Source organism: Nocardia sp. NPDC051911 (genome assembly GCF_040681035.1).
GTDB lineage: Bacteria > Actinomycetota > Actinomycetes > Mycobacteriales > Mycobacteriaceae > Nocardia > Nocardia sichangensis.
The window spans coordinates 76,399-95,105 of the sequence record NZ_JBFAXY010000015.1; the positions used below are offsets into that span (position 1 = coordinate 76,399).

The window sequence follows — 18,707 nt, forward strand, 5'->3', positions numbered from 1 at the left end:
TGTTCAGAACAGGGTCAGCGGCAGCAGTTGGGGTCGAGGACGAAGCACAGTGCCGCTAGGGCGTCGCGGCGGGCGCGGTGGAAGGTGTTCACGCCGCGCCGTTCGGATTCCACCAGCCCGGCTTTACGGAGCTGGCCGAGGTGATGGCTCACCGTCGACTCCGACAATCCGACCGCCGCGGCGAGATCGCCGCCGTTCTCCTCGTCGGAAGTGCTGGTCAACAGCAGTGACAGCAGCTTCACTCGCGCCGGGTCGGCGATCGCTTTCAACCGCAGCGCCACCGCGAGCGCGGCGTCGTCGTCGATCGGCCCGGCCGCGACCGGCGTGCAGCAGACCGGGGCGGACATGTCGATCACGGGCAGCGTCTTGGGCATGCGGTCGACTCTACCCACTTCATTGACATATGTCGAAAAGGTGGCAGACTCGGCACCGAACCGGTTCTTCGATATATGTCACACAAGTGGAGGTAGTCATGTCCCGCATCCAACTCGCCCTCAACGTCGACGACATCGACCGGGCCGTGCGGTTCTACTCGACCCTGTTCGGCACCGAGCCCGCCAAGCGCAAGCCCGGCTACGCCAACTTCGCCGTCACCGAACCATCGCTGAAACTCGTGCTGATCGAGAACCCCGGCCACGGCGGCAGCGTCAACCACCTCGGCGTCGAGGTCGAGACCTCCGACCAGGTGCACGCCGAGATCGCCCGCCTGTCGGAAGCCGGGTTGTTCACCGAAGAGCAGATCTCCACCACCTGTTGCTTCGCCACGCAGGACAAAGTCTGGGTGACAGCGCCGGACGCCGAACGCTGGGAGGTCTACACCGTGCTGGCCGACAGTGAAACCTTCGGTACGGCACCCGAACTCACCGGTGCGGCCACGCCTTCCGACGCCGAGGCGGTTCAGTCCTGCTGTGGCACGGTCGAGGAAGCCGCCGCCGAAGGTGCGTGCTGCGGCTCGGTCGCCAAGAAGGAGGCAATCGACTCGGGTGCCACCTGCTGCCACTGACCCCGGGCGACGTTAACCCGGTGTTCGCTTGCCTGTGGATTCGATGTACATCAATATCGATCCGTGTCGAAACAGGAGTTACCGCTCGTCGGCGTGACCGCACCATCGTGTGAGGTCACGCCGATGATCCGCCAACCGCTGACCGCCGACGCCGCCATCGAGCTGGCCTGCGTCTTCAAAGCGCTGTCGGACCCGGTCCGTTTGCGGCTGCTGTCGGTGGTCGCCGGCCATGCCGGGCGGGAGGCGTGCGTCTGCGACCTGTCGGAAGGCTTCGACGTCAGCCAGCCGACCATTTCCCATCACTTGAAAGTGTTGCGCGAAGCCGGACTGCTCAGCAGCGAGCGGCGCGGGTCGTGGGTGTACTACCGCATCGAACCCGCCGCGCTGCGGCAGTTGTCCCGCCTGCTCGACATCACCGTCTCGGAAGCGGCGCGATGACCGACCTGGCCCGGCGGCTACTGGCCGAATTCCTCGGCACCGCCCTGCTCGTCGCCGTCGTCGTCGGCTCCGGCATCGCTGCCCGGCAACTGTCGCCCGATGACATCGGCGTGCAGCTACTGGAGAACTCCACCGCCACCGTTCTCGGACTCGCGGTGCTGATCCTGGTCTTCGGGCCGGTGTCGGGCGCGCACTTCAATCCCGTTGTCTCCGTGGTGGACTGGCTACTCGGGCGACGCCGAGGCACCGGCCTTTCCGGCCGAGACCTCCCTGGCTACATCGCCGCCCAAACGACCGGAGCCGTCTTCGGAGCGATCCTCGCCAACATCATGTTCGATCGATCCGCGCTGCAGATCTCCACCCACCATCGCGTTACCACCGGCCATGTAATCGCGGAAGTCGTCGCCACGGCCGGACTGATCGCCGTCGTCTTCGGCCTGGCCCGCAGCGGGCGAGCGGCCCTGTCGGCGGCAGCGGTCGGCGCATACATCGGAGCGGCGTACTGGTTCACCAGTTCCACCTCGTTCGCCAACCCCGCCGTCACCATCGGCCGCGTCTTCTCCGACACCTTCGCCGGAATCGCCCCCGCCTCAGTGCCCGGCTACCTCGCCGCCCAACTCCTCGGCGCACTCATCGGCATGGCCCTCGTCGCCATCCTCTACCCGGCCACCGCCGCCGCCGACAAGGCCGTCATCCCCCGCGACACCATCGACACTCACTGAAAGGCCGCGATGCCAGCCATACCGAGCGTGCTGTTCGTCTGCGTCCACAACGCCGGACGCTCCCAAATGGCCGCCGCCCTGCTCGCCCACCTCGCTCAGGGCGAAGTCGAGGTCCGCTCCGCAGGCTCGGCCCCCGCCGACGAGATCAACCCTGTCGTCGCCGAAGTCATGAACGAGATCGGCATAGACCTCACCGACCGGAAGCCGAAGATCCTGACGCCCGAAGCTGTCGAAGCCTCCGACGTCGTCATCACCATGGGCTGCGGCGACGCATGCCCCTACTACCCCGGAAAACGCTATCTCGATTGGAAGCTCGACGATCCCGCCGGACAAGACCGCGCCACCGTCCGCGCGATCCGCACCGAGATAAAACGGCACGTCCGCGACCTGCTCGCCGAAATCGGTCTTCGGATAACGGATGAAGCGGGGCCCGGCACCGAGTGACACGCCCTCGATGCCGGGCCGGAGATCACTTCAGCGGAGCCGGCATGGGTGCGTTGATCGTGGAGAAGTACATGATCGCCGCGCCGATGGCGACGGGGGCCGTCACCAGGATCTGGCCCGCGACCGTGCCGAGGGCGCCGACGGCGACGATGCCGCCGAGGCAGCCGACGGCGGCGGCCGGAATGAACGGGCCGAACATGCCGACGATGGTGGCGGCGGCGACGGTCGCTCCGGCGATGCCGCCGAGCACGCAGCCCACCGCCGCGCCGCCGATGCCGCCGACCAGGGTGCCGATGGTGGCGCCCATGGAGATGGTGCTGGTCATCCGGGACCAGGCCGCCTGCTCACGGTCGTACTCCGTCTTCCACGGCGCCTTGTCCTCGAACGGCAGGGCGACCGGCTTGTAGACCGCGTGTGCCAGGTCGAACTGGGGGGTCAGCGTCGCGGTGCGGTCGGAAATCTCCGCGGCGATGGGGAATTCGAACTCGTCGACCAGGAAGGTCAACGGCGTGCCCGCGACGACGGTGCCGTCGGCGGCCTTCACCTTCAGCACCTGGTCCTCGACCACAAGCGAGCCGGAATCGATGCTGATGATGCTGGCGGTCTCGGTGGCGTGGGCGGTGAAACCGACGGCCTCGGCGGCCTCCGTGGATGTGGCCTCGACGGACGCGCTGTCCACCGCAGCGACCTCGGGGGCGGCGGAACTCGTGCCCGCGGCGATGCTCACGGCAGCGGTGGTGAACGCGGCGGCCAGGGCTAGTTTCGTGATCTGCATGGGAAATCCTCGGTTTCGAAGGCATGGCGAAGCGACGGCCATACCCGTGACGTTTCGGTAGGTCGTTGGGGTGACGGGCCTTCGCCCGCGAATGTGTGGTTAAGCGGCGGCGCGCATCCGTCCGGCGAGGCCGAGCAGCACGTCGATCGCGAGGAAGGCGAGCAGGCTCAACCCGACCAGCGGGACGAACCAGCCGACCACCAGCACGGCGGTCACCAGCGGCACGACCAGCCAGAGCGAGGTCTTGCCCAACGCGCCGCGTCGCGGGGCGCGGCCCAGCACGAACCGCCCCGTATCGCGGGTCGGCCGCCTGCGCCACCACATCAGGTAGCCGCGCACGATCACGGTGATCAGGCCGATCATCGCCGCGAGCAGCAACAACTGATTGAGCAACCCGAACATCAGCCCCATGTGGAACTGGATGCCCCAGTTGGTGAGCTTGGCCATCAGCGGCCAGTCGGCGTACGGCAGACGGTCGGTGACCGCGCCGGTCGCGCCGTCGACGGCCACGGAGTCGACGGTGTAGGTGCCGGGCATCCGGCGTTCCTTCACCGCGAACGCCTTGCCCGGCGCGGCCGGTACGGCGATCTCGGCCGGCTGCGTGATGCCTTCGGCGCGGGCGGTCGCGTAGACCCGATCCAACTGGGCGATCCGCTCGGCCGGAGCGGCGGGCGCGTGGTCGGCGTGCCCGCCGCCGTGGTGATCGGAACCCGAATCATGGCTCGAGGCAGCGGTTCCGGGCAGCGCGGTGCTGACCGCGGGTGTGGTCCAGCTGAGCTGCTCACGCAGTTCGGTGACGTTCGCACCCGCGTAGGTCGACCAGGTCATGCCGGTCGCCGACAGCAGCAGCGCCAGGGGAAGCACCCACATTCCGACCGCCCCGTGCCAGTTCAGGGTGCGGCCTCGCGCGCGCTGCGACCGATCGGCCGCGAACAGCCAGCCCCAGCCGTTGCGGGCCCGTCGGCTGCGCACCCGGCGCACCCAGATGACCAGCCCGGCCAGCGCGACGATCCACAGCCAGGACGCGGCGAGCTCGCTGTAGAGCCGGCCGGGTTCGCCGAGGTGCAGGTCCCGGTGCAACCGATCGATCCAGGTGCGCATCGGCAGCGCACCCGAGCTGCCGTATACGACGGAATCGCCCACCGGCTGCGCGGTGTACGGGTTCACGAACACCGCCCGCCGCTCGGATTCCCCCAGCGACGGGTCGCTGAACAGCACCCGGGTGGTGTCTTCGGCGCCCCCCGCCGGGGCGACGGCGACGAGCTGGAGATCCGGCCGCGTGGCGACGGCCGCGCCGACTTGCTCCGACAGCGGCTTCGGCGTTCCGGTCGCGGTGACCGTCAGCAGGTCGCGCGACCCGATCGACTCGAGCGTCGGGGATATCGCGTAGAGCGCGCCGGTGACGGCGGCGATGAGGATGAACGGCCCGACGAACACTCCCGCGTAGAAGTGCAGCCGCATGGCCAGCGCGTACAAACTGTTACGCGCGGTGGCCCGGCGTGGGCCGGAGGAATCCGACGGCTCCGATAAGTCGGCGTCGGAAATAGTTTCTGTTGTACTCACGATCATTTCGTTTCTGACGGCGGAACCCGGGTGGGACGCAACCTTTTCTGACGGCCGTGGGCACGCGACCGCCGCGGCGACCGTCCTGCGCGGACAGCCGTCGCGGAATCATTTGCGGACGCGTCCATTCGACGGAAGCGCGATCTCGGAACCGCACGGAAGGAAGGTGTGCGATTCGGTGAACGGCGTCGCGTCGGCACGCTCAGGAGTGGGCACGAGAGTGCGCCGCGACGCTGCGCTGCACGAGGAAAGACCGTGACGATGAGCGATACTCACGCCACGCGTGCACCGGGAGTGGAAAGAATTCAGAGAACGACCGCGAGCGGCGGAGCGCGTGTGCGCAGCGCCTCGGTGGCGAAAACACGCAGGACGACCCGGTCACGATGGGCCGTCCGCAAAGGAGCGCGGTCCGCGACGACGGGCGGGGTGTGCCGCACCGGCAGCACCCGGCGCAGCACCGCGGTGCCGATCCGGTAGGCGGCCTCCGCCCCCCGGATCACGATGGCCGCCGCGAATGCCGCGCACACGTGCGCGGCCAGCATGGCCGGGGTCAGCTGGGCATCACCGTGATGCAGGTGTCCCGAGCTGATCCCCATGGTGAAGTGCCCGAGCAACTGCCCGGCGACCAGCGCCGCGACCAGCCCGGTCGACGTCTCGCGCAGCGGGGCCAGGCCCGCGACCAGCGCGCCGATCACGGCGGACGCGGCGGCGAGCAGGGCCAGCGCGGTGGTGTCCGGCAGCATGCCGCCGGAAGCCCAGCCGTGCGCCGCGACGGAAATGGCCCCCGAGATCGCACCGGCCGAGCCACCGCGCACCCGCGCGACGGCGCCGCGACGTCCCGCGGCAGACCGGTCGAACTCGTAACTCACCCGCTGATGATAGCGGACCGGTTGCACGCGTCCGACCGCATCAGCAGGCCCCGAAAATACTCAGGCCTCCATGGCGGGCGGCAGGCGCACCGCCAGGAAGACCGTGGACGCGCTCCGCTCAGCCCGCGTCGACCTCCATCTCGATGAGCGGCTTGCGCAGCAGCTTGCCGGTCGCGTTGCGGGGCAACTCGTCGAGGAAGACCACCTCGCGCGGCACCTTGTAGCGGGCGAGATTCGCCTTGACGTAGTCCTTGATCTCCTGCGGATCGCGCTTGCAATCGGGACCGGGAACGACGAACGCGCGCAGCCGCTTGCCGAACTCGCGGTCCTCGACGCCGACGACCGCGGCTTCGAAGATGTCGTCGCGACCGGCGATGAGGTTCTCCACCTCGAGCGGGAAGACGTTCTCGCCGCCGGAGACGATCATGTCGTCGTCGCGGCCGTCGATGTAGAGCAGGCCGTCGGCGTCGAAGTGCCCGACATCGCCGCTGGACATCATGCCGTCGACCATCTCCTTGCCGCGACCGTCGGTGTAGCCGGTGAAGGCGAAGCCGTTGTCCACGAAGATGGTTCCGGTCACGTTCGGCTCGGTGATCGGCTTGCGCTTCTCGTCGAGCAGCACGATCCGGATGCCGACCGGAGCCTTGCCTGCGGTGGTCGGCGCCTTGCGCAGGTCCTCGGGCGTCGCGACGGTCATGACGGCGCACTCGGTGGAGCCGTAGAGGTTGTAGAGGCTGTCGCCGAAGTGGTCCAGCGTGCGGGTCACCACGTCCGGCGCGATGGCCGAGCCCGCCGCGAAGATCACCTTGATGCTGCTGACGTCGTACTTCGCCAGCACGTCCGCATCCAGGTCCAGGATGCGTTGCAGCATGGTGGGCACCACGACCAGCGAATCCGCCCGGTACTTCTCGATGTTCGCCAAGGTCTGCTCGGGATTGAAGCGGCGCTGCTGGAAGACCACCCGGTTGCCCAGCGCGAGACCGAGGGTGAACTGGGACAAGCCGGTGCCGTGGAAGATCGGCGCCGCCATGATCATGGTGCCGTTGGCGGGCAGCGGCACCCGGTCGACGAACTGAGCCGAGGCGAACGGGCTGACCCGGTCGCGCGGGGCCCCTTTCGGGGTGCCGGTGGTGCCGCTGGTCAGGATGACGATGCCGCCGGGCTTGGCCGGGGCGGGCAGCGATGCGCCGGACTGCCCGCTGATCAGCGAATCGACGGTCGGGATCGCCGGATCGGCGTTGTCCTTCTCGTCCACCCAGGTGAGGATGCGCGGGATCGCGGCGGGGATGGCGCTCATCAGGTCGATGAACTCGCTGTCGTGCAGCACCGCCTTGACGTTCTCGCGCTCGGCGACGTCGGCGAACTGCGGCTTGGCGAACCCGGTGTTCATCAGCACGCCGCGCACGCCGAGCTTGCCGGTGGCCAGCAGGCTCAGCACCATGCCGCGGTGGTCGCGCGCCAGGATCGCCACCACGTCACCGGGATTGATGCCTTTGCTCTGCAAGCCGCGGGCCAAGGCGTTGGACTGTTCGTTGAGACCGCCGAAAGTCAGCTCCCCGCGCTCATCGACGATCGCGACGGCGTGCGGCCTCGTCTGCGCGGCATGCATGACGACACCCGCGAACGGGCCGAACTTCAAGATATTGAACGCCGACCGAGCGGCATGGTCGGGGCGCAGCGGATTGAACAGCCGCCGCTTGACCATCACGTTCACGCCAAGGGCAAGATCGCCCGCCTTGCGGGCGGCGCCGCCCAACGCGGGGAGGGAAAGAGACATCGACGACAACCTTCCGGCGGTATCACCCGGTGATCCTTCGGGTGGTGCGGACCGCAATTTCGATACCCAGTGCTGGTGCTAACACTAGCAAGCTTGTGTAACCGGTTGTGTCATGTATCTCAGCGGACGCTACCCGCTGGTAACGGGCCGGGCGCGGTGGCCCGGCCCGCTGTTCATCAGGCCTTGACCTCGTACTCGACCAGCACGCGGCGCAGCAGTTTGCCGGTGGCGTTCCGCGGCAGGTCATCGAGGAAGACCACCTCGCGCGGCACCTTGTAGCGCGCCAGGTTGTTCTTCACGTACGCCTTGATCTCCTCGCCGTCGGGCGAGGAGCCCGGCTCGGGAACTACGAAGGCGCGCAGGCGCTTGCCGAACTCCACGTCGTCCACGCCGACCACGGCCACGTCGAAGATGTCGGGCCGTTCCAGCAGCAGGTTCTCCACCTCCTGCGGGAAGACGTTCTCGCCGCCGGACACGATCATGTCGTCGTCGCGGCCGTCCACCATGAGCAGGCCGTTCTCGTCGAAGTGGCCGACGTCGCCGCTGGACATGTAGCCGTCGATGATCTGCTTGTGCCTGCCGTCGGTGTAGCCCTCGAACGGAGCGCCGCTGCGGATGAAGATTCGGCCGGTGGTGTTGGTGGCGGTGACGCGCTGGTCGTTGTCGTCGTAGAGCCGAACCTCGCAGGTGATCGGCGCGCGACCGACGGTGCCGGGCGCGAGGGCGAGATCCTCCGGGTTGGCCACCGTCGCCACGGCGCACTCGGTGGAGCCGTAGAGGTTGTAGAGCACCGGACCGAACGCCTCGGTGGCCTTGATCGTCAGTTCCGGCGACAGCGCCGAACCGGCCAGCACGATCGACTTCAGCGAGGACGTGTCGTATTTCGCCCGGATCGCCGGATCGAGTTCGACCATCCGGTGCAGCATCGTCGGCACCGCCACCAGCATGTCGGCCTTGTGCTCGGCGACCAGGGCGAGCGTGGCCTCGGCGTCGAACCGGCGGCGCACCACGACCTTGTTGGCCAGCGCCGCGCCGACCAGCCAGGTGGCCAGTCCGGTGCTGTGGAAGATCGGCGAGACGATCACCTGAGTGCCGCGCTGCGGGAACGGGATGCGGTCGACCATCTGCGCCGTCGACAGCGGAGTGACCTTGGTGCGCGGAGCGCCCTTCGGCAGGCCGGTGGTGCCGCTGGTCAGGATGATGAAGCCACCGGGCTTGCTCGGCGCGGGCAGCGGCTCGGCGGAGTTGGCGGCCACCAGGTCGTCGAGCGTCTGCGCACCCTCGGGGAGTGTGGCGCCCTCGTCGACCCAGGTGATGTAGCGCGGCAAGTCGGCGGGCAACGCGTCGAGCAGGCCGAGGAACTCGCTGTCGTGCAGCACCGCCTTGACCTTCTCGCGGGCGCACACCTCGGCGAACTGCGGCTTCGCGAATCCGGTGTTCATCAACGCGACTCGCACGCCGAGCTTGCCCGCGGCGGCCATGGCGATGATGAGCCCGCGGTGGTCGCGCGCGAGCACGCCGATCACCTGGCCTTCGGAGATGCCCGCCGCTTGCAGGCCGCGCGCGACGGCCGTCGACCGGTCGTCCAGTTCGCGGTAGGTCAGGGCGCCCGCCTCGTCCACGATGCCCGGAGCGTCCGGCGCCACGCGCGCGGAGTGCCGGATCAGCGTGGCCTGCGGGCCGAGGATGCGCGACTCCTTCATCGTCCGCAGTGTCTCCAGCGGCTTCCGGGGATCGGTGACACCCCGGCTGCGCAGCACACCCAGCGCCTTCACGGCCTCCAGCGTGTGGGCCAAATTCATGTCGAACAACCTCCACAAAACCCTCGCGTCGGTCCTCGACCTAGCGAACCGGTACGGCGTGTGACTTGACACCGTAGCAGTGCGGAGTGTGACAGGTCACAACAGAAACGGACAAACCCGTCTCGGTTCGGTCGCGGCCACCGCAGGTGAGAGCGGTCGCCGGTCCGATTTCGGTCTTTTCGCCCGCCGTTACCGGCCGGTAGCGCTAACCTCGCAACGTCTCGAGACCGCTCGAAGGGAGACGCGGCCAATGTCCGATCCGAAGGACCGTGCACCGTTCATCGACATTCCCGGCGATCTGCCCGGCATCCGCGGCCTGTTCGCTTTCAAGCCCGAAACCGGGACGGCGCTCAGCGAATTCGCGCAGACCCTGTTGCGTGGGTCGTCCCCGCTGACGCCGGGGGAGCGCGAAACCATCGCCGCGTACGTGTCGTCGCGCAACCAGACCTACTTCTGCACCCAGTCGCACGCGGCGACCGCGGCAGCGCTGGTCGACGGCGGTCGCGAGCTGATCGACGCCGTCATCGAAGACGCGGACTCCGCCGCGATCGATCCGAAACTGCGTGCGCTGCTGCGCATCGCGGACAAGGTGCGCCGGTCGGGACTCGAGGTGACCGCGGAGGACGTCGAGAACGCGCGCGCCGCGGGCGCCAAGGACGAGGACATCCACGACGCGGTCCTCATCGCTTCGGCGTTCTGCATGTTCAACCGCTATGTGGACGGCCTGGCGACGGTCGCGCCCAAGGAGCGGGCGACCTACGAGCAGATCGGTGGGATGCTCGCCACCGCCGGATATGTGGCCGCCGGAGTGCCGCCGGAATCAGCGGCGAGCGCTGGCCAGGGCGACGAGTAAGGGCACCACCCGGGCGGTGGGCACCTCGAATCGCCCGCGCCCCGCGGTGTGCAGCCAGCCGACGGCGGCCAGTTGCCGCAAGTGCTGATAGATCTGGCCGGAGTCGCCGACACCGTCCACTCCGGCCAGTTCGGCCGCGGTTCGCCGCCCGCCCATGATCTCGCGCAGCAGCCGCAGCCGCACCGGGCTGCCCAGCGCCGCAAGGCATTCCGCCGTCTCGGCCCAGTCGTCCTCGATGAGGTCGCCGGTGGTGAACCGGGCCTGCCACTCGCGCTGCTGGTCGTTGGGCAAACGGACCGACCCGGCGAAGACCACGCCGCCGTCGGGCTCGTCGGCCGTGGCGAACTCGTCCCGCAGACGAGCCACCGCCCACTGCTCGGCGCCCGGCGGGAGATCTTCGGGGCGAATTCTTTCTTCCAGCGCGCTGAGCCGCCGTTCCAACTCGGCGACTCGGTCTTCCAGGCTCACGAACCCAAAAGCTACGGAATTCCATAACTTCCGACAAACCGATGGCCCCGGCTCCCGTGGCGGCGGGAGCCGGGGGCTTTCGTACTCAGTTGTAGACGGCGCCGAACGACGGAACCGAGATGGTGCCCAACCGGTAGGCGTACCCATCCGGGTTCATGTCGCTGACGGGCACCGACCAACGATGCCACAGCGATCCGTACACCGCGGCGACCACCGGGCCCGCGCCGGTGTCCAGGGCGCGGCTGCGAATGGTGGTGTCCACCGGAACGTCGTTGTGTTCGTAGAGCAGTTCGGTGCCGCTGCGCCCGTTGGCCAGGTTGATCCACAGCGCCTCGAGCTTCGCGCCGCCCTGGTTCGGCGAGATGGTGCCGGGGCCGCCGAAGAACCCGATGCGGAATCCGTCCATCCCGAGGGCGATTCCCGATCCGTACACGCCCGGCCCCTCACCGCGTCCGATATCCGACTGCGCCGGAACCTGGAACGGCTGGGCGGGCAAGGCGACCTGACCTGCCTTCGCGAGCTGTCCGGAGGCGATCAGCCGATCCACCGCCTGCTCCGCCGCCGGATTACCGGCCGCGGCGGTCCGCAGTTGCTGCGCGGCGGCGGACCAATCGACCGCGGCGGGTTGGGCGGCGGCGTGTCCGGCGAAGGGCGCTGTCAACACTGCCGAGGCGGCCAAAGCGGTGGCGAGGCGACGCGTGAAACTCAGTCGTTGCATAACCAGTTCTCCTTGAAGTTTGCTGGTACTGCTCGAGTGAAGATACGTCCGCTGATTCGTCGATCCAGCGACTCAGGGCGATAGGCTGCCTCGGCCGGGGCGCGTCTGTCCAGGGATGAACGCGGATTGGCGTGATCGTGTCATTGACACATCGATGCAGCGGCCTGCCCGTCGACAGCAGCCGCGGTGGTTGTCCTCGTCGTCGGACATCGCGAAGGGAACCGGCCGCGGTCGTCGCCATCATCGCGGGTCTCTTCCAAGGAGCGGTTCGGCGCACTTCCGATAAAACCATTCCGTTTGATCTGCGCAGGCGTAGTGTGGAGTTCTCGAGGTGACCGCCGAATTCGCGGCGGCGGCGATCGTGTCTTCGCGGTACGCCACCCAGTCGGGTGCCATCGATCGCGAGTGAGCGGAGAACCCCGGAATGTATCGAAGTAACCGACCCTCATCTGACCTGTTCAGCCATCGGAGCGAGCCGGTCGATACCAGCGCGCCGATGCCGGGCGCGGTCGATCTGCCCGTATTCAGCGACGCTGTCGCCGCAACTCCTGCCATGGCGACCGACGAAACGACGCAGGCCGCAGGCGGGTGACCGATGGATCCGGCGGCCAGGGCATGGGATCTCGGTTACGCCGCGGGTTGGCGGCTGGTGCGCGCCCTGCCGGAACCACTGGCCGTCCGCCTCTTCGATGTGGGAGCCGAACGCGCGGCTCAGAACGGCGGACCGAACCAATTGCGCCGGAACCTTTCTCGGGTCCTGGGCACCGCGCCGGAGGAGGTGCCGCAGCCGCTGGTCCTGGCGAGCCTGCGCTCCTATGCCCGGTACTGGCGCGAAGCCTTCCGGCTGCCGTCGATGGACCCGCTGAGCCTGGCCGACGCCATCGAATCCTCGGCGACCGGACTCGAACACATCCACCGGGCGGTCGAACGCGGCACCGGAGCCGTGCTCGCCCTGCCGCACAGCGGTAATTGGGACCTGGCGGGGGTCTGGCTGGTGCAGCGCGTCGGCTCGCCGACCGTGGTCGCGGAGCGGCTCGCGCCGGAATCGTTGTTCCGGCGCTTCGTTCGTTTCCGTGAACGCTTGGGCTTCGAGATCATCCCCCTCACCGGCACCGCGACGCCGCCGTTCCCGCAGTTGCTCGCCCGGATCCGGCAGGGGCGGATAGTCGGGTTACTCGGGGAACGCGACTTGTCCGGTACGGGCGTACCGGTCACTTTCTTCGGTGAGCAGGCTCGGCTGCCGGCCGGTCCGGCTCGGCTGGCCATCGACACCGGCGCGCCACTTCTCCCCGTGCACTGCTGGTACACGCCCGACGGCTGGGGATTCCGCGTGGATCCACCTATCGACACCAGCCGTGGAGTGCGTGAGACCACCCAGGCGCTGGCCGATCGATTCGCGGCGGGAATCACCGCCCACCCCGCCGACTGGCACATGCTCCAGCCCCTCTGGACAGCCGACGTCACCGCCGCCCGGCTCGCTCGCCGAAACCCGAACTGAAACGCTCGGCGGTGCCCAAGTCGGCGAGCGAACGCGCTGATACGAGGGGGCGTCTCAGTCGCCGGGCAGCCCCCACGCGAATCCAGCGGCTATCACGAAACAACTGACGATCGAAATGAGAACGATGCTCCACATGGGGGCGAAGAGTACGGAACCCGCGGGGCGAAATCCATAGCTACGCATCACTGAAAGTGTTCGGGGACACGTCATTCGCCTACCGGCGGCGGAGAGAACGAAAAATCCGGTGCGAGTCCGAGAAGCTCGCACCGGATTCCGTTGTCGACCGTCTAGCGCGGCGTCACTTCAGCTCGGCGCTGGTCTTGCCCAGCACCCGGCGCGCCACGATGAGTTGCTGGATCTGCTGGGTGCCTTCGAAGATGTCCAGGATCTTCGAGTCGCGGCCCCACTTCTCCAACAGCGTGCGCTGCGAGTAGCCGATGGCGCCGGCCAGTTCGACGGCTTTGAGGGTGACGTCGGTGCCGGTGCGGCCCGCCTTCGCCTTGGACATGGACGCCTCGAGCGAGTTGGGCTTCTTGTTGTCGGCCATCCACGCGGCGCGCAGGGCGAGCAGGTAGGCGGACTCGTAATCGGCTTCCATCCGCAGGAACTCGGCCGCTGCGGCGTGCTGGTTGTTCGCGGGGGTGTCGTAGGAGATCTCCACACCCGCCGCGGTCAGGATCGAGCGCAGTTCTTCCAGCGCGGCGCGGGCCACGCCGATCGCCATCGCGGCGACGAGCGGGCGGGTGTTGTCGAAGGTCTGCATGACCCCGGCGAAACCCTTCTCCACGTTGACTTCCGGGCTGCCGAGGATGTTGTCCTTCGGGATCCGGCAGTCCTGCAACAGCAGCACGGCGGTGTCGGAGGCCTTGATGCCGAGCTTGTGCTCGAGCCGCGCCACCGACAGGCCGGGAGCGTCACGCGGCACGACGAACGACTTGATCGCCGCGCGGCCGAGGCTTTTGTCCACCGTCGCCCACACCACGATATGGGTCGAGCGCTGACCCGCGGTGACGAAGATCTTCTCGCCGTTGAGCACCCACTCGTCGCCGTCGAGCACGGCGGTGGTGGACACGGCGGCGGAATCGGAGCCGAAGGACGGCTCGGTGATCGCCATCGAGGCCCACACCTTGCCGAAGCGCTTCAGCTGCTCGTCGGTGGCGACAGCGGCGATGGCCGCGTTGCCCAGGCCCTGGTAAGGGATCGACAGCATGAGGCCGACGTCGCCCCACGAGGTCTCCAGCGCGTTCAACAGCGCGGACATGTTGCCGCCGTTGGTGTTACCGAGCAGCTCGGTGGCGTGGCGGTCGCCCTCGCTGTCATCCGAGCGGCCACCGGCGGCGCCGCCGATCTTCTGGGTGCCGGAGTCGGCCAAGCCCTCGACCATGGCGGCCATGGTGTCCAGCTCGACCGGGTAGTCGTGCTCGGCGAGGTCGTACTTGCGCGAGATCGGGCGGAAGATCTCCTGCGCGACCTGGTGCGCCTGGTTCGCGCTGGCCCGCAGCTTCTTGGGGAGTTCGAGGTTGATCATGTTGTGAGGTCTCCTGGAAAACGGAACGGGCCGGTCAGATGAGCACGACACCTTCGGCGACGCCGATGGCCCGCAGATCGCGGTACCAGCGCTCGACCGGGTGTTCCTTGGTGAAGCCGTGGCCGCCGAGCAGCTGCACGCCGTCGAGGCCGATCTGCATGCCCTTGTCGGTGGCGAGCTTGCGGGCCAGCGCCGCCTCGCGGCCGAAGGACAGGCCCTGCTCCGCGCGGGACGCGCCGCGCAGGGTGACCAGCCGCAGGCCGTCGAGTTCGATCGCGATGTTGGCGACCATGAAAGCCACCGCCTGCCGGTGCGAGATCGGCTCGCCGAACGCCTCGCGCTCGTTGACGTACGGGATCACGTAGTCCAGCACGGCCCGGCCGGTGCCCGCGGCGAGCGAAGCCCAGCCGAGGCGGGCCAGGCGCACGGCGTCGGCGTACTCCTCGGCGCGGGTCGCGGCGTCACCCTCACCCAGGATGGCGTCGGCGCCGACCGCGACGTTGTCCAGGATCAGCCGGCCCAGGCCCGCGGCGCGCAGACCCATGCTCGGATCGGCCTCGACCACCAGACCGGGCGCGTCCGATTCGACGATGAACAGCGCGGGACGGCCGTCGAGCTCGGCGGCGATCAGGAACAGTTCGGCGTCGGCCGCGGCGGGCACCAGGCTCTTCACGCCCGAGATGCGGTAGCCGCTCGGCGAGCGCACGGCCTTGGTGTCCAGGGCGAACGGGTCGAACAGGGCGCGGGGCTCGCTGATCACCACCGAAGCCTGCGGCACGTTCTCGCCGGTGAAGGAGGGCAGGTAGGTCTTCTGCTGCGCGTCGCTGCCCCACTGCGCGAGCGCGACCGCGACGCCGCTGGGAGCGAGGATCGGCAGGGCCAAGCCCATGTCGCCGTGCGCCAGCGCCTCGGCGACCAGCGAGTTGGTCACCGCGCCGCGCTCGGAGGCCGCACCCTCGAGTTCCTCGGGGACGTTGATCAGGGTGATGCCGAGCTCGGCGGCGCGCTCGAGCAGGTCGCGCGGCGCCTTGGCGGCGTTGTCGGCCTCGTAGGCGGCCGGGCGCAGGATCTCGGCGGCGAACTCCTGCACCGTCTCGACGATCATCTGCTGCTCGTCGCTGGGCGTCAGGTCGAAGAAGTCCTTGTTCTTCGCCTCGTTGGTGGCCAGGCGCTTCGGCGCACCGCCGCCCGCGACCTTGGCGAAGGCGCGGGTCGCCGCGCCGAGCGTGCGGAAGCCGGTCTTGGTGCCCTCGTAGGTGACGCGCTCGATCGGCTTGCGCAGGTTGTATTTCTCGGCCAGTTCCGACCCGGTAATGCTCGTCATGACCCGCATCGCCGCGCCCATCCAATCCCGCTTGGGATGGTTCAGGCCGACCGCGGACGTGTCTGGACGTCGCTTCGTTGCGCTGTCTCGAGTGCTCATCATCACCTGTTTTCTCGGATGGGTTGGTGCGGTCTTTCCCAGCTATCTTACTCCAGAGTAAGGCTATCTTACTGCTGAGTAAGAAGTGCGTCGAGGTGCAGCATACGCGGTGAATCCGCGCCTTGCTGGACAAGTGCCCGAAGTTGCGTCCCGGGGTCGGCCGTCGCCTCCTGCGCGCGTCGTGCTAGGCCACGCAGCGCGATGAGCTGCGGCTTCGGAACACACGCGAACACTCCGAGCCGGATAGCCGGATCGACCGCCGCCGGTTCGCCGCGATCCAAGGCCATAGCGGCGATCGATGCTGATTCGTTATTTCGTCGACAGGGGACATGCGTGCCTGTGTGGAGCGATCGGCAGAGCTGTCTCGAACCTGGCGGCGGTGCGGTCGGCAGGCGAGACGAATCCAACGGCAGGTGATGTCGACGGAGGCGGTCGACCGTGGTGCCGTGATTACAATCCGACGCATGTCAGCGATCTTCGACTGGGCCCGGCCGGACAATGTGCAGCCGGAGCCGATCACGGTCGACATCTGGCGCGAGCTTCCGGAAGAGTTCTGCCGCTTGGTCGAAGTGGTGAACGGGGACGCGGTCCGTTGCGAATCACCGAGTAGGGCACATCAGAAAGCCGTCCACCGGCTCTTGGCGATGCTGGAATCGGCGGCTCGTGAATACATGGCCGAAGATCCGTCGGCATGTCTGGACGCCAACCACGACTTCGACGTGGTCCTTTGGGAAGTGCCCCGAGCGACGATTCGGCGTCCCGACATCGCACTGTTCGAGTGCGTGCCAGCGGATGTGCGACCGATGCCGGCGCGCCATCTGAAGATCGCCGTCGAGATCATTTCGCCCAGCCATGTCAAAACGGACCGACTCGAGAAAATGGGCGAATACGCCGCTGCCGGAATTCCGTGGTACTGGCTGGTCAGCGTGTCGGACACCGAGGTGACCGCGATCGAGACCTACGGCATGGACCACAGCGTCGGTCACTACCGGCTCGCCCGCGTGTTGAAGCCGCAGACCGCGTTCGCCGTCGATCTGCCGATCCGCATCCAGCTCGACTGGGACCAGCTCACCGATCTCGTGCTGTAAGAGGGGTCGGAGCCGACTCGTACGCGGTCCGAGCGGGCCGGTGGCGCTGCGGCCACCGGCCCGAAGGATCACTCGCGCACGTAGTACCGCAGCGTCGCGTAGGCCGTGATCCCCGCGAAGACGATGCCGACCGGGGCGATGACGAGCGCGGTCATCGCGATGTCGTCGCCGGTGATGCGGGGGAAGACCTTGCTGGCGAACAGGTCGCCGAGGGCGCGGTCGATCACCAGCGGGCGGGCGATGAGCAGGCCGAACATGGCGAGCAGGGAGCCGGCCAGCGCGGCGACCACGGCCTCGAGCAGGAAGGGCAGCTGGGTGTACCAGCGGGTCGCGCCGACCAATCGCATGATGCCGACCTCGGTGCGCCGGGTGAACGCGGCGATCTGCACCATGTTCGCGATCAGCATCACCGCGGCCAGCGCTTGCAGCACGGCCAGGCCGAACGCCGCGTTGCGCAACCCGTCGAACAGGCTGACCAGCCGGTCCACGATGTCCTTGTCGTTGCGCACCATGCCGACGCCGGGGCGGTCGTAGAACTTCTCGTAGATCGTCGGATAGAGCTCCGCGTTGTCCATCTTGACTCGCAGCGACGCGGGCAACGGCGTCTCGCTGACGTACTTGGCCAGCTCGGGCTGGTCCTTGAACGTCTTCTCCTTGGCCTCGCGGACCGCCTCTTCCCGGTTGAGGAACTGGACCGACTCCACGCCGCTGGTCGCCTTCAGATCCGCCATGAGCGAGCGGCACGGGTCCAGCGAGCAGTCCGGGTCGTTGGCCGACACGTCTTCGGTCAGGTACAGCCGCACCTCGAGCCGGTCCAGGAAGTACTGCTCGGTCTTGTCCGCGATGCGCACCGCCAGCAGACCGCCACCGAGCATGGTGAGCGAGACCGCGGTGGTCAGGATCATCGCGATGGTCATCGTGACATTGCGGCGCAGGCCCGCGAAGACCTCGCCGAACAGGAAGCTCGCGCGCATTACCGGCCCACCCCGTACACGCCCGTCGCCTCGTCCCGCACCAGGCGTCCGTGGTCGAGTTCGACCACCCGCCTGCGCATCGCGTCGACGATGTGGTTGTCATGGGTGGCCATCACCACCGTGGTGCCGATGCGGTTGATCCGCTCCAGCAGCATCATGATGTCGGCGCTGGTGTCGGGATCGAGGTTGCCGGTCGGTTCGTCGGCCAGCAGCACCAGCGGCCGGTTCACGAAGGCGCGCGCGATCGCGACGCGCTGCTGTTCACCGCCGGACAGCTCGGTCGGCAGCCGGTCGGCCTTGCCGCCGAGGCCGACCATGTCGAGCACCTCGGGGACCGTGCGGTCGATGACCTGGCGTCGCTTGCCGATGACCTCCAGCGCGAAGGCGACGTTCTGGTACACGGTCTTCTGCTGCAGCAGCCGGAAATCCTGGAAGACGCACCCGATCCGCTGGCGCAACTTGGGCACCTTGCGGCCGGGTAAGCGGTCGACCCGGAAATCGGCCACTCTGATCTCGCCCGCCGTCGGAGTCTCCTCCTTCAACAGCAAGCGCATGAAGGTCGACTTTCCCGAGCCGGACGGTCCGATGATGAAGACGAACTCGCCCTTGCCCACATCGACGGTGATGTTGTCCAGCGCGGGTCGCGTCGAGGTCTTGTACGACTTGGTCACGTTCCGCATGGTGATCACGGGGAGCCAGTGTAACCAGCAACCGTTCGCGGCCTGCGTTGTCAACCGTGGGAGACAGTGCGGCGGCGGTCGGTC

19 protein-coding genes are annotated in these 18,707 nt (G+C 68.0%); 7 read left to right on the top strand and 12 right to left on the bottom strand.

What is annotated here, in order from left to right:
- Positions 1–14: 14 nt before the first annotated feature.
- Positions 15–374: an Rv2640c family ArsR-like transcriptional regulator gene (locus AB0L97_RS20005; RefSeq protein ID WP_364431522.1), complete on the bottom strand. Its 360-nt coding sequence runs from the start codon at positions 372–374 to the stop codon at positions 15–17.
- A gap of 98 nt (positions 375–472) precedes the next feature.
- On the opposite strand from AB0L97_RS20005, the gene AB0L97_RS20010 reads away from it, so the two are divergent.
- From AB0L97_RS20010 to AB0L97_RS20025, 4 genes are all read left to right on the top strand, one after another.
- On the top strand, positions 473–1,003 hold the full coding sequence (locus AB0L97_RS20010; protein WP_364431525.1) for an ArsI/CadI family heavy metal resistance metalloenzyme: 531 nt from the start codon (positions 473–475) through the stop codon (positions 1,001–1,003).
- A 123-nt stretch (positions 1,004–1,126) separates the two neighbouring features.
- Positions 1,127–1,441, top strand: a complete 315-nt coding sequence (locus AB0L97_RS20015) for a metalloregulator ArsR/SmtB family transcription factor (RefSeq protein ID WP_355077925.1) — start codon at positions 1,127–1,129, stop codon at positions 1,439–1,441.
- On the top strand, positions 1,438–2,163 hold the full coding sequence (locus AB0L97_RS20020) for an MIP/aquaporin family protein (protein WP_364431528.1): 726 nt from the start codon (positions 1,438–1,440) through the stop codon (positions 2,161–2,163). Before AB0L97_RS20015 ends, AB0L97_RS20020 begins: the two co-directional genes overlap by 4 nt.
- Before the next feature lie 9 nt (positions 2,164–2,172).
- The gene (locus AB0L97_RS20025) at positions 2,173–2,607 is read left to right on the top strand and encodes an arsenate reductase ArsC (protein ID WP_364431531.1); all 435 of its coding nucleotides are present in this window, start codon (positions 2,173–2,175) and stop codon (positions 2,605–2,607) included.
- Positions 2,608–2,632: 25 nt separating this feature from the next.
- Here AB0L97_RS20025 and AB0L97_RS20030 read toward each other — a convergent pair whose 3' ends face one another.
- The 5 genes from AB0L97_RS20030 to AB0L97_RS20050 form a co-directional block, all read right to left on the bottom strand.
- Positions 2,633–3,382 carry a hypothetical protein gene (locus AB0L97_RS20030; RefSeq protein ID WP_355077883.1) on the bottom strand — a complete coding sequence of 250 codons (750 nt, stop codon included), beginning with the start codon at positions 3,380–3,382 and terminating at the stop codon, positions 2,633–2,635.
- A 99-nt stretch (positions 3,383–3,481) separates the two neighbouring features.
- Positions 3,482–4,945 carry a PepSY-associated TM helix domain-containing protein gene (locus AB0L97_RS20035; protein WP_364431535.1) on the bottom strand — a complete coding sequence of 488 codons (1,464 nt, stop codon included), beginning with the start codon at positions 4,943–4,945 and terminating at the stop codon, positions 3,482–3,484.
- Positions 4,946–5,250: 305 nt separating this feature from the next.
- Positions 5,251–5,814, bottom strand: a complete 564-nt coding sequence (locus tag AB0L97_RS20040) for a hypothetical protein (RefSeq protein WP_364431538.1) — start codon at positions 5,812–5,814, stop codon at positions 5,251–5,253.
- Between the two features lie 118 nt (positions 5,815–5,932).
- Positions 5,933–7,591, bottom strand: a complete 1,659-nt coding sequence (locus tag AB0L97_RS20045; protein ID WP_355077880.1) for an acyl-CoA synthetase — start codon at positions 7,589–7,591, stop codon at positions 5,933–5,935.
- Positions 7,592–7,767: 176 nt separating this feature from the next.
- Positions 7,768–9,393 (bottom strand): acyl-CoA synthetase, encoded by a 1,626-nt coding sequence (locus AB0L97_RS20050; RefSeq protein ID WP_355077879.1) that lies wholly within the window; start codon positions 9,391–9,393, stop codon positions 7,768–7,770.
- 250 nt (positions 9,394–9,643) lie between these two features.
- Here AB0L97_RS20050 and AB0L97_RS20055 point away from each other — a divergent pair, with 250 nt between their 5' ends.
- Positions 9,644–10,246, top strand: a complete 603-nt coding sequence (locus AB0L97_RS20055; RefSeq protein WP_355077878.1) for a carboxymuconolactone decarboxylase family protein — start codon at positions 9,644–9,646, stop codon at positions 10,244–10,246.
- Here the strand turns inward: AB0L97_RS20055 and AB0L97_RS20060 are convergent.
- A complete protein-coding gene (locus AB0L97_RS20060; RefSeq protein ID WP_364431543.1) occupies positions 10,214–10,714 on the bottom strand; it encodes a winged helix-turn-helix domain-containing protein in 501 nt (166 codons plus the stop codon). The two genes, AB0L97_RS20055 and AB0L97_RS20060, sit on opposite strands and share 33 nt — an antisense overlap.
- Before the next feature lie 85 nt (positions 10,715–10,799).
- Complete coding sequence (locus AB0L97_RS20065; RefSeq protein WP_355077876.1) at positions 10,800–11,432, bottom strand: hypothetical protein; 633 nt, start codon at positions 11,430–11,432, stop codon at positions 10,800–10,802.
- Positions 11,433–12,027: 595 nt separating this feature from the next.
- On the opposite strand from AB0L97_RS20065, the gene AB0L97_RS20070 reads away from it, so the two are divergent.
- On the top strand, positions 12,028–12,930 hold the full coding sequence (locus AB0L97_RS20070) for a phosphatidylinositol mannoside acyltransferase (protein ID WP_364431546.1): 903 nt from the start codon (positions 12,028–12,030) through the stop codon (positions 12,928–12,930).
- A gap of 298 nt (positions 12,931–13,228) precedes the next feature.
- On the opposite strand, the gene AB0L97_RS20075 is transcribed toward AB0L97_RS20070, so the two are convergent.
- Together AB0L97_RS20075 and AB0L97_RS20080 are read right to left on the bottom strand one after the other, a co-directional pair.
- Positions 13,229–14,458, bottom strand: a complete 1,230-nt coding sequence (locus AB0L97_RS20075) for an acyl-CoA dehydrogenase family protein (protein WP_355077874.1) — start codon at positions 14,456–14,458, stop codon at positions 13,229–13,231.
- Between the two features lie 34 nt (positions 14,459–14,492).
- Positions 14,493–15,884, bottom strand: a complete 1,392-nt coding sequence (locus AB0L97_RS20080; RefSeq protein WP_364431550.1) for an acyl-CoA dehydrogenase family protein — start codon at positions 15,882–15,884, stop codon at positions 14,493–14,495.
- A 461-nt stretch (positions 15,885–16,345) separates the two neighbouring features.
- On the opposite strand from AB0L97_RS20080, the gene AB0L97_RS20085 reads away from it, so the two are divergent.
- Positions 16,346–16,969 (top strand): Uma2 family endonuclease, encoded by a 624-nt coding sequence (locus AB0L97_RS20085; RefSeq protein WP_364431553.1) that lies wholly within the window; start codon positions 16,346–16,348, stop codon positions 16,967–16,969.
- A 68-nt stretch (positions 16,970–17,037) separates the two neighbouring features.
- Here AB0L97_RS20085 and ftsX read toward each other — a convergent pair whose 3' ends face one another.
- Both ftsX and ftsE read right to left on the bottom strand, forming a co-directional pair.
- On the bottom strand, positions 17,038–17,943 hold the full coding sequence (ftsX, locus tag AB0L97_RS20090; RefSeq protein ID WP_355077872.1) for a permease-like cell division protein FtsX: 906 nt from the start codon (positions 17,941–17,943) through the stop codon (positions 17,038–17,040).
- Positions 17,943–18,632, bottom strand: a complete 690-nt coding sequence (gene ftsE / locus AB0L97_RS20095; protein ID WP_039800068.1) for a cell division ATP-binding protein FtsE — start codon at positions 18,630–18,632, stop codon at positions 17,943–17,945. The genes ftsX and ftsE overlap by 1 nt, the downstream gene beginning before the upstream one ends.
- Positions 18,633–18,707 lie beyond the last annotated feature (75 nt).

Coding starts and splice junctions, on each gene's coding strand:
- AB0L97_RS20005 (WP_364431522.1), bottom strand. CDS start 374: ATGCCCAAGACGCTGCCCGTGATCGACATGTCCGCCCCGGTCTGCTGC.
- AB0L97_RS20010 (WP_364431525.1), top strand. CDS start 473: ATGTCCCGCATCCAACTCGCCCTCAACGTCGACGACATCGACCGGGCC.
- AB0L97_RS20015 (WP_355077925.1), top strand. CDS start 1,127: ATGATCCGCCAACCGCTGACCGCCGACGCCGCCATCGAGCTGGCCTGC.
- AB0L97_RS20020 (WP_364431528.1), top strand. CDS start 1,438: ATGACCGACCTGGCCCGGCGGCTACTGGCCGAATTCCTCGGCACCGCC.
- AB0L97_RS20025 (WP_364431531.1), top strand. CDS start 2,173: ATGCCAGCCATACCGAGCGTGCTGTTCGTCTGCGTCCACAACGCCGGA.
- AB0L97_RS20030 (WP_355077883.1), bottom strand. CDS start 3,382: ATGCAGATCACGAAACTAGCCCTGGCCGCCGCGTTCACCACCGCTGCC.
- AB0L97_RS20045 (WP_355077880.1), bottom strand. CDS start 7,591: ATGTCTCTTTCCCTCCCCGCGTTGGGCGGCGCCGCCCGCAAGGCGGGC.
- AB0L97_RS20050 (WP_355077879.1), bottom strand. CDS start 9,393: ATGAATTTGGCCCACACGCTGGAGGCCGTGAAGGCGCTGGGTGTGCTG.
- AB0L97_RS20055 (WP_355077878.1), top strand. CDS start 9,644: ATGTCCGATCCGAAGGACCGTGCACCGTTCATCGACATTCCCGGCGAT.
- AB0L97_RS20065 (WP_355077876.1), bottom strand. CDS start 11,432: ATGCAACGACTGAGTTTCACGCGTCGCCTCGCCACCGCTTTGGCCGCC.
- AB0L97_RS20070 (WP_364431546.1), top strand. CDS start 12,028: ATGGATCCGGCGGCCAGGGCATGGGATCTCGGTTACGCCGCGGGTTGG.
- AB0L97_RS20075 (WP_355077874.1), bottom strand. CDS start 14,458: ATGATCAACCTCGAACTCCCCAAGAAGCTGCGGGCCAGCGCGAACCAG.
- AB0L97_RS20080 (WP_364431550.1), bottom strand. CDS start 15,884: ATGATGAGCACTCGAGACAGCGCAACGAAGCGACGTCCAGACACGTCC.
- AB0L97_RS20085 (WP_364431553.1), top strand. CDS start 16,346: ATGTCAGCGATCTTCGACTGGGCCCGGCCGGACAATGTGCAGCCGGAG.
- ftsX (WP_355077872.1), bottom strand. CDS start 17,943: ATGCGCGCGAGCTTCCTGTTCGGCGAGGTCTTCGCGGGCCTGCGCCGC.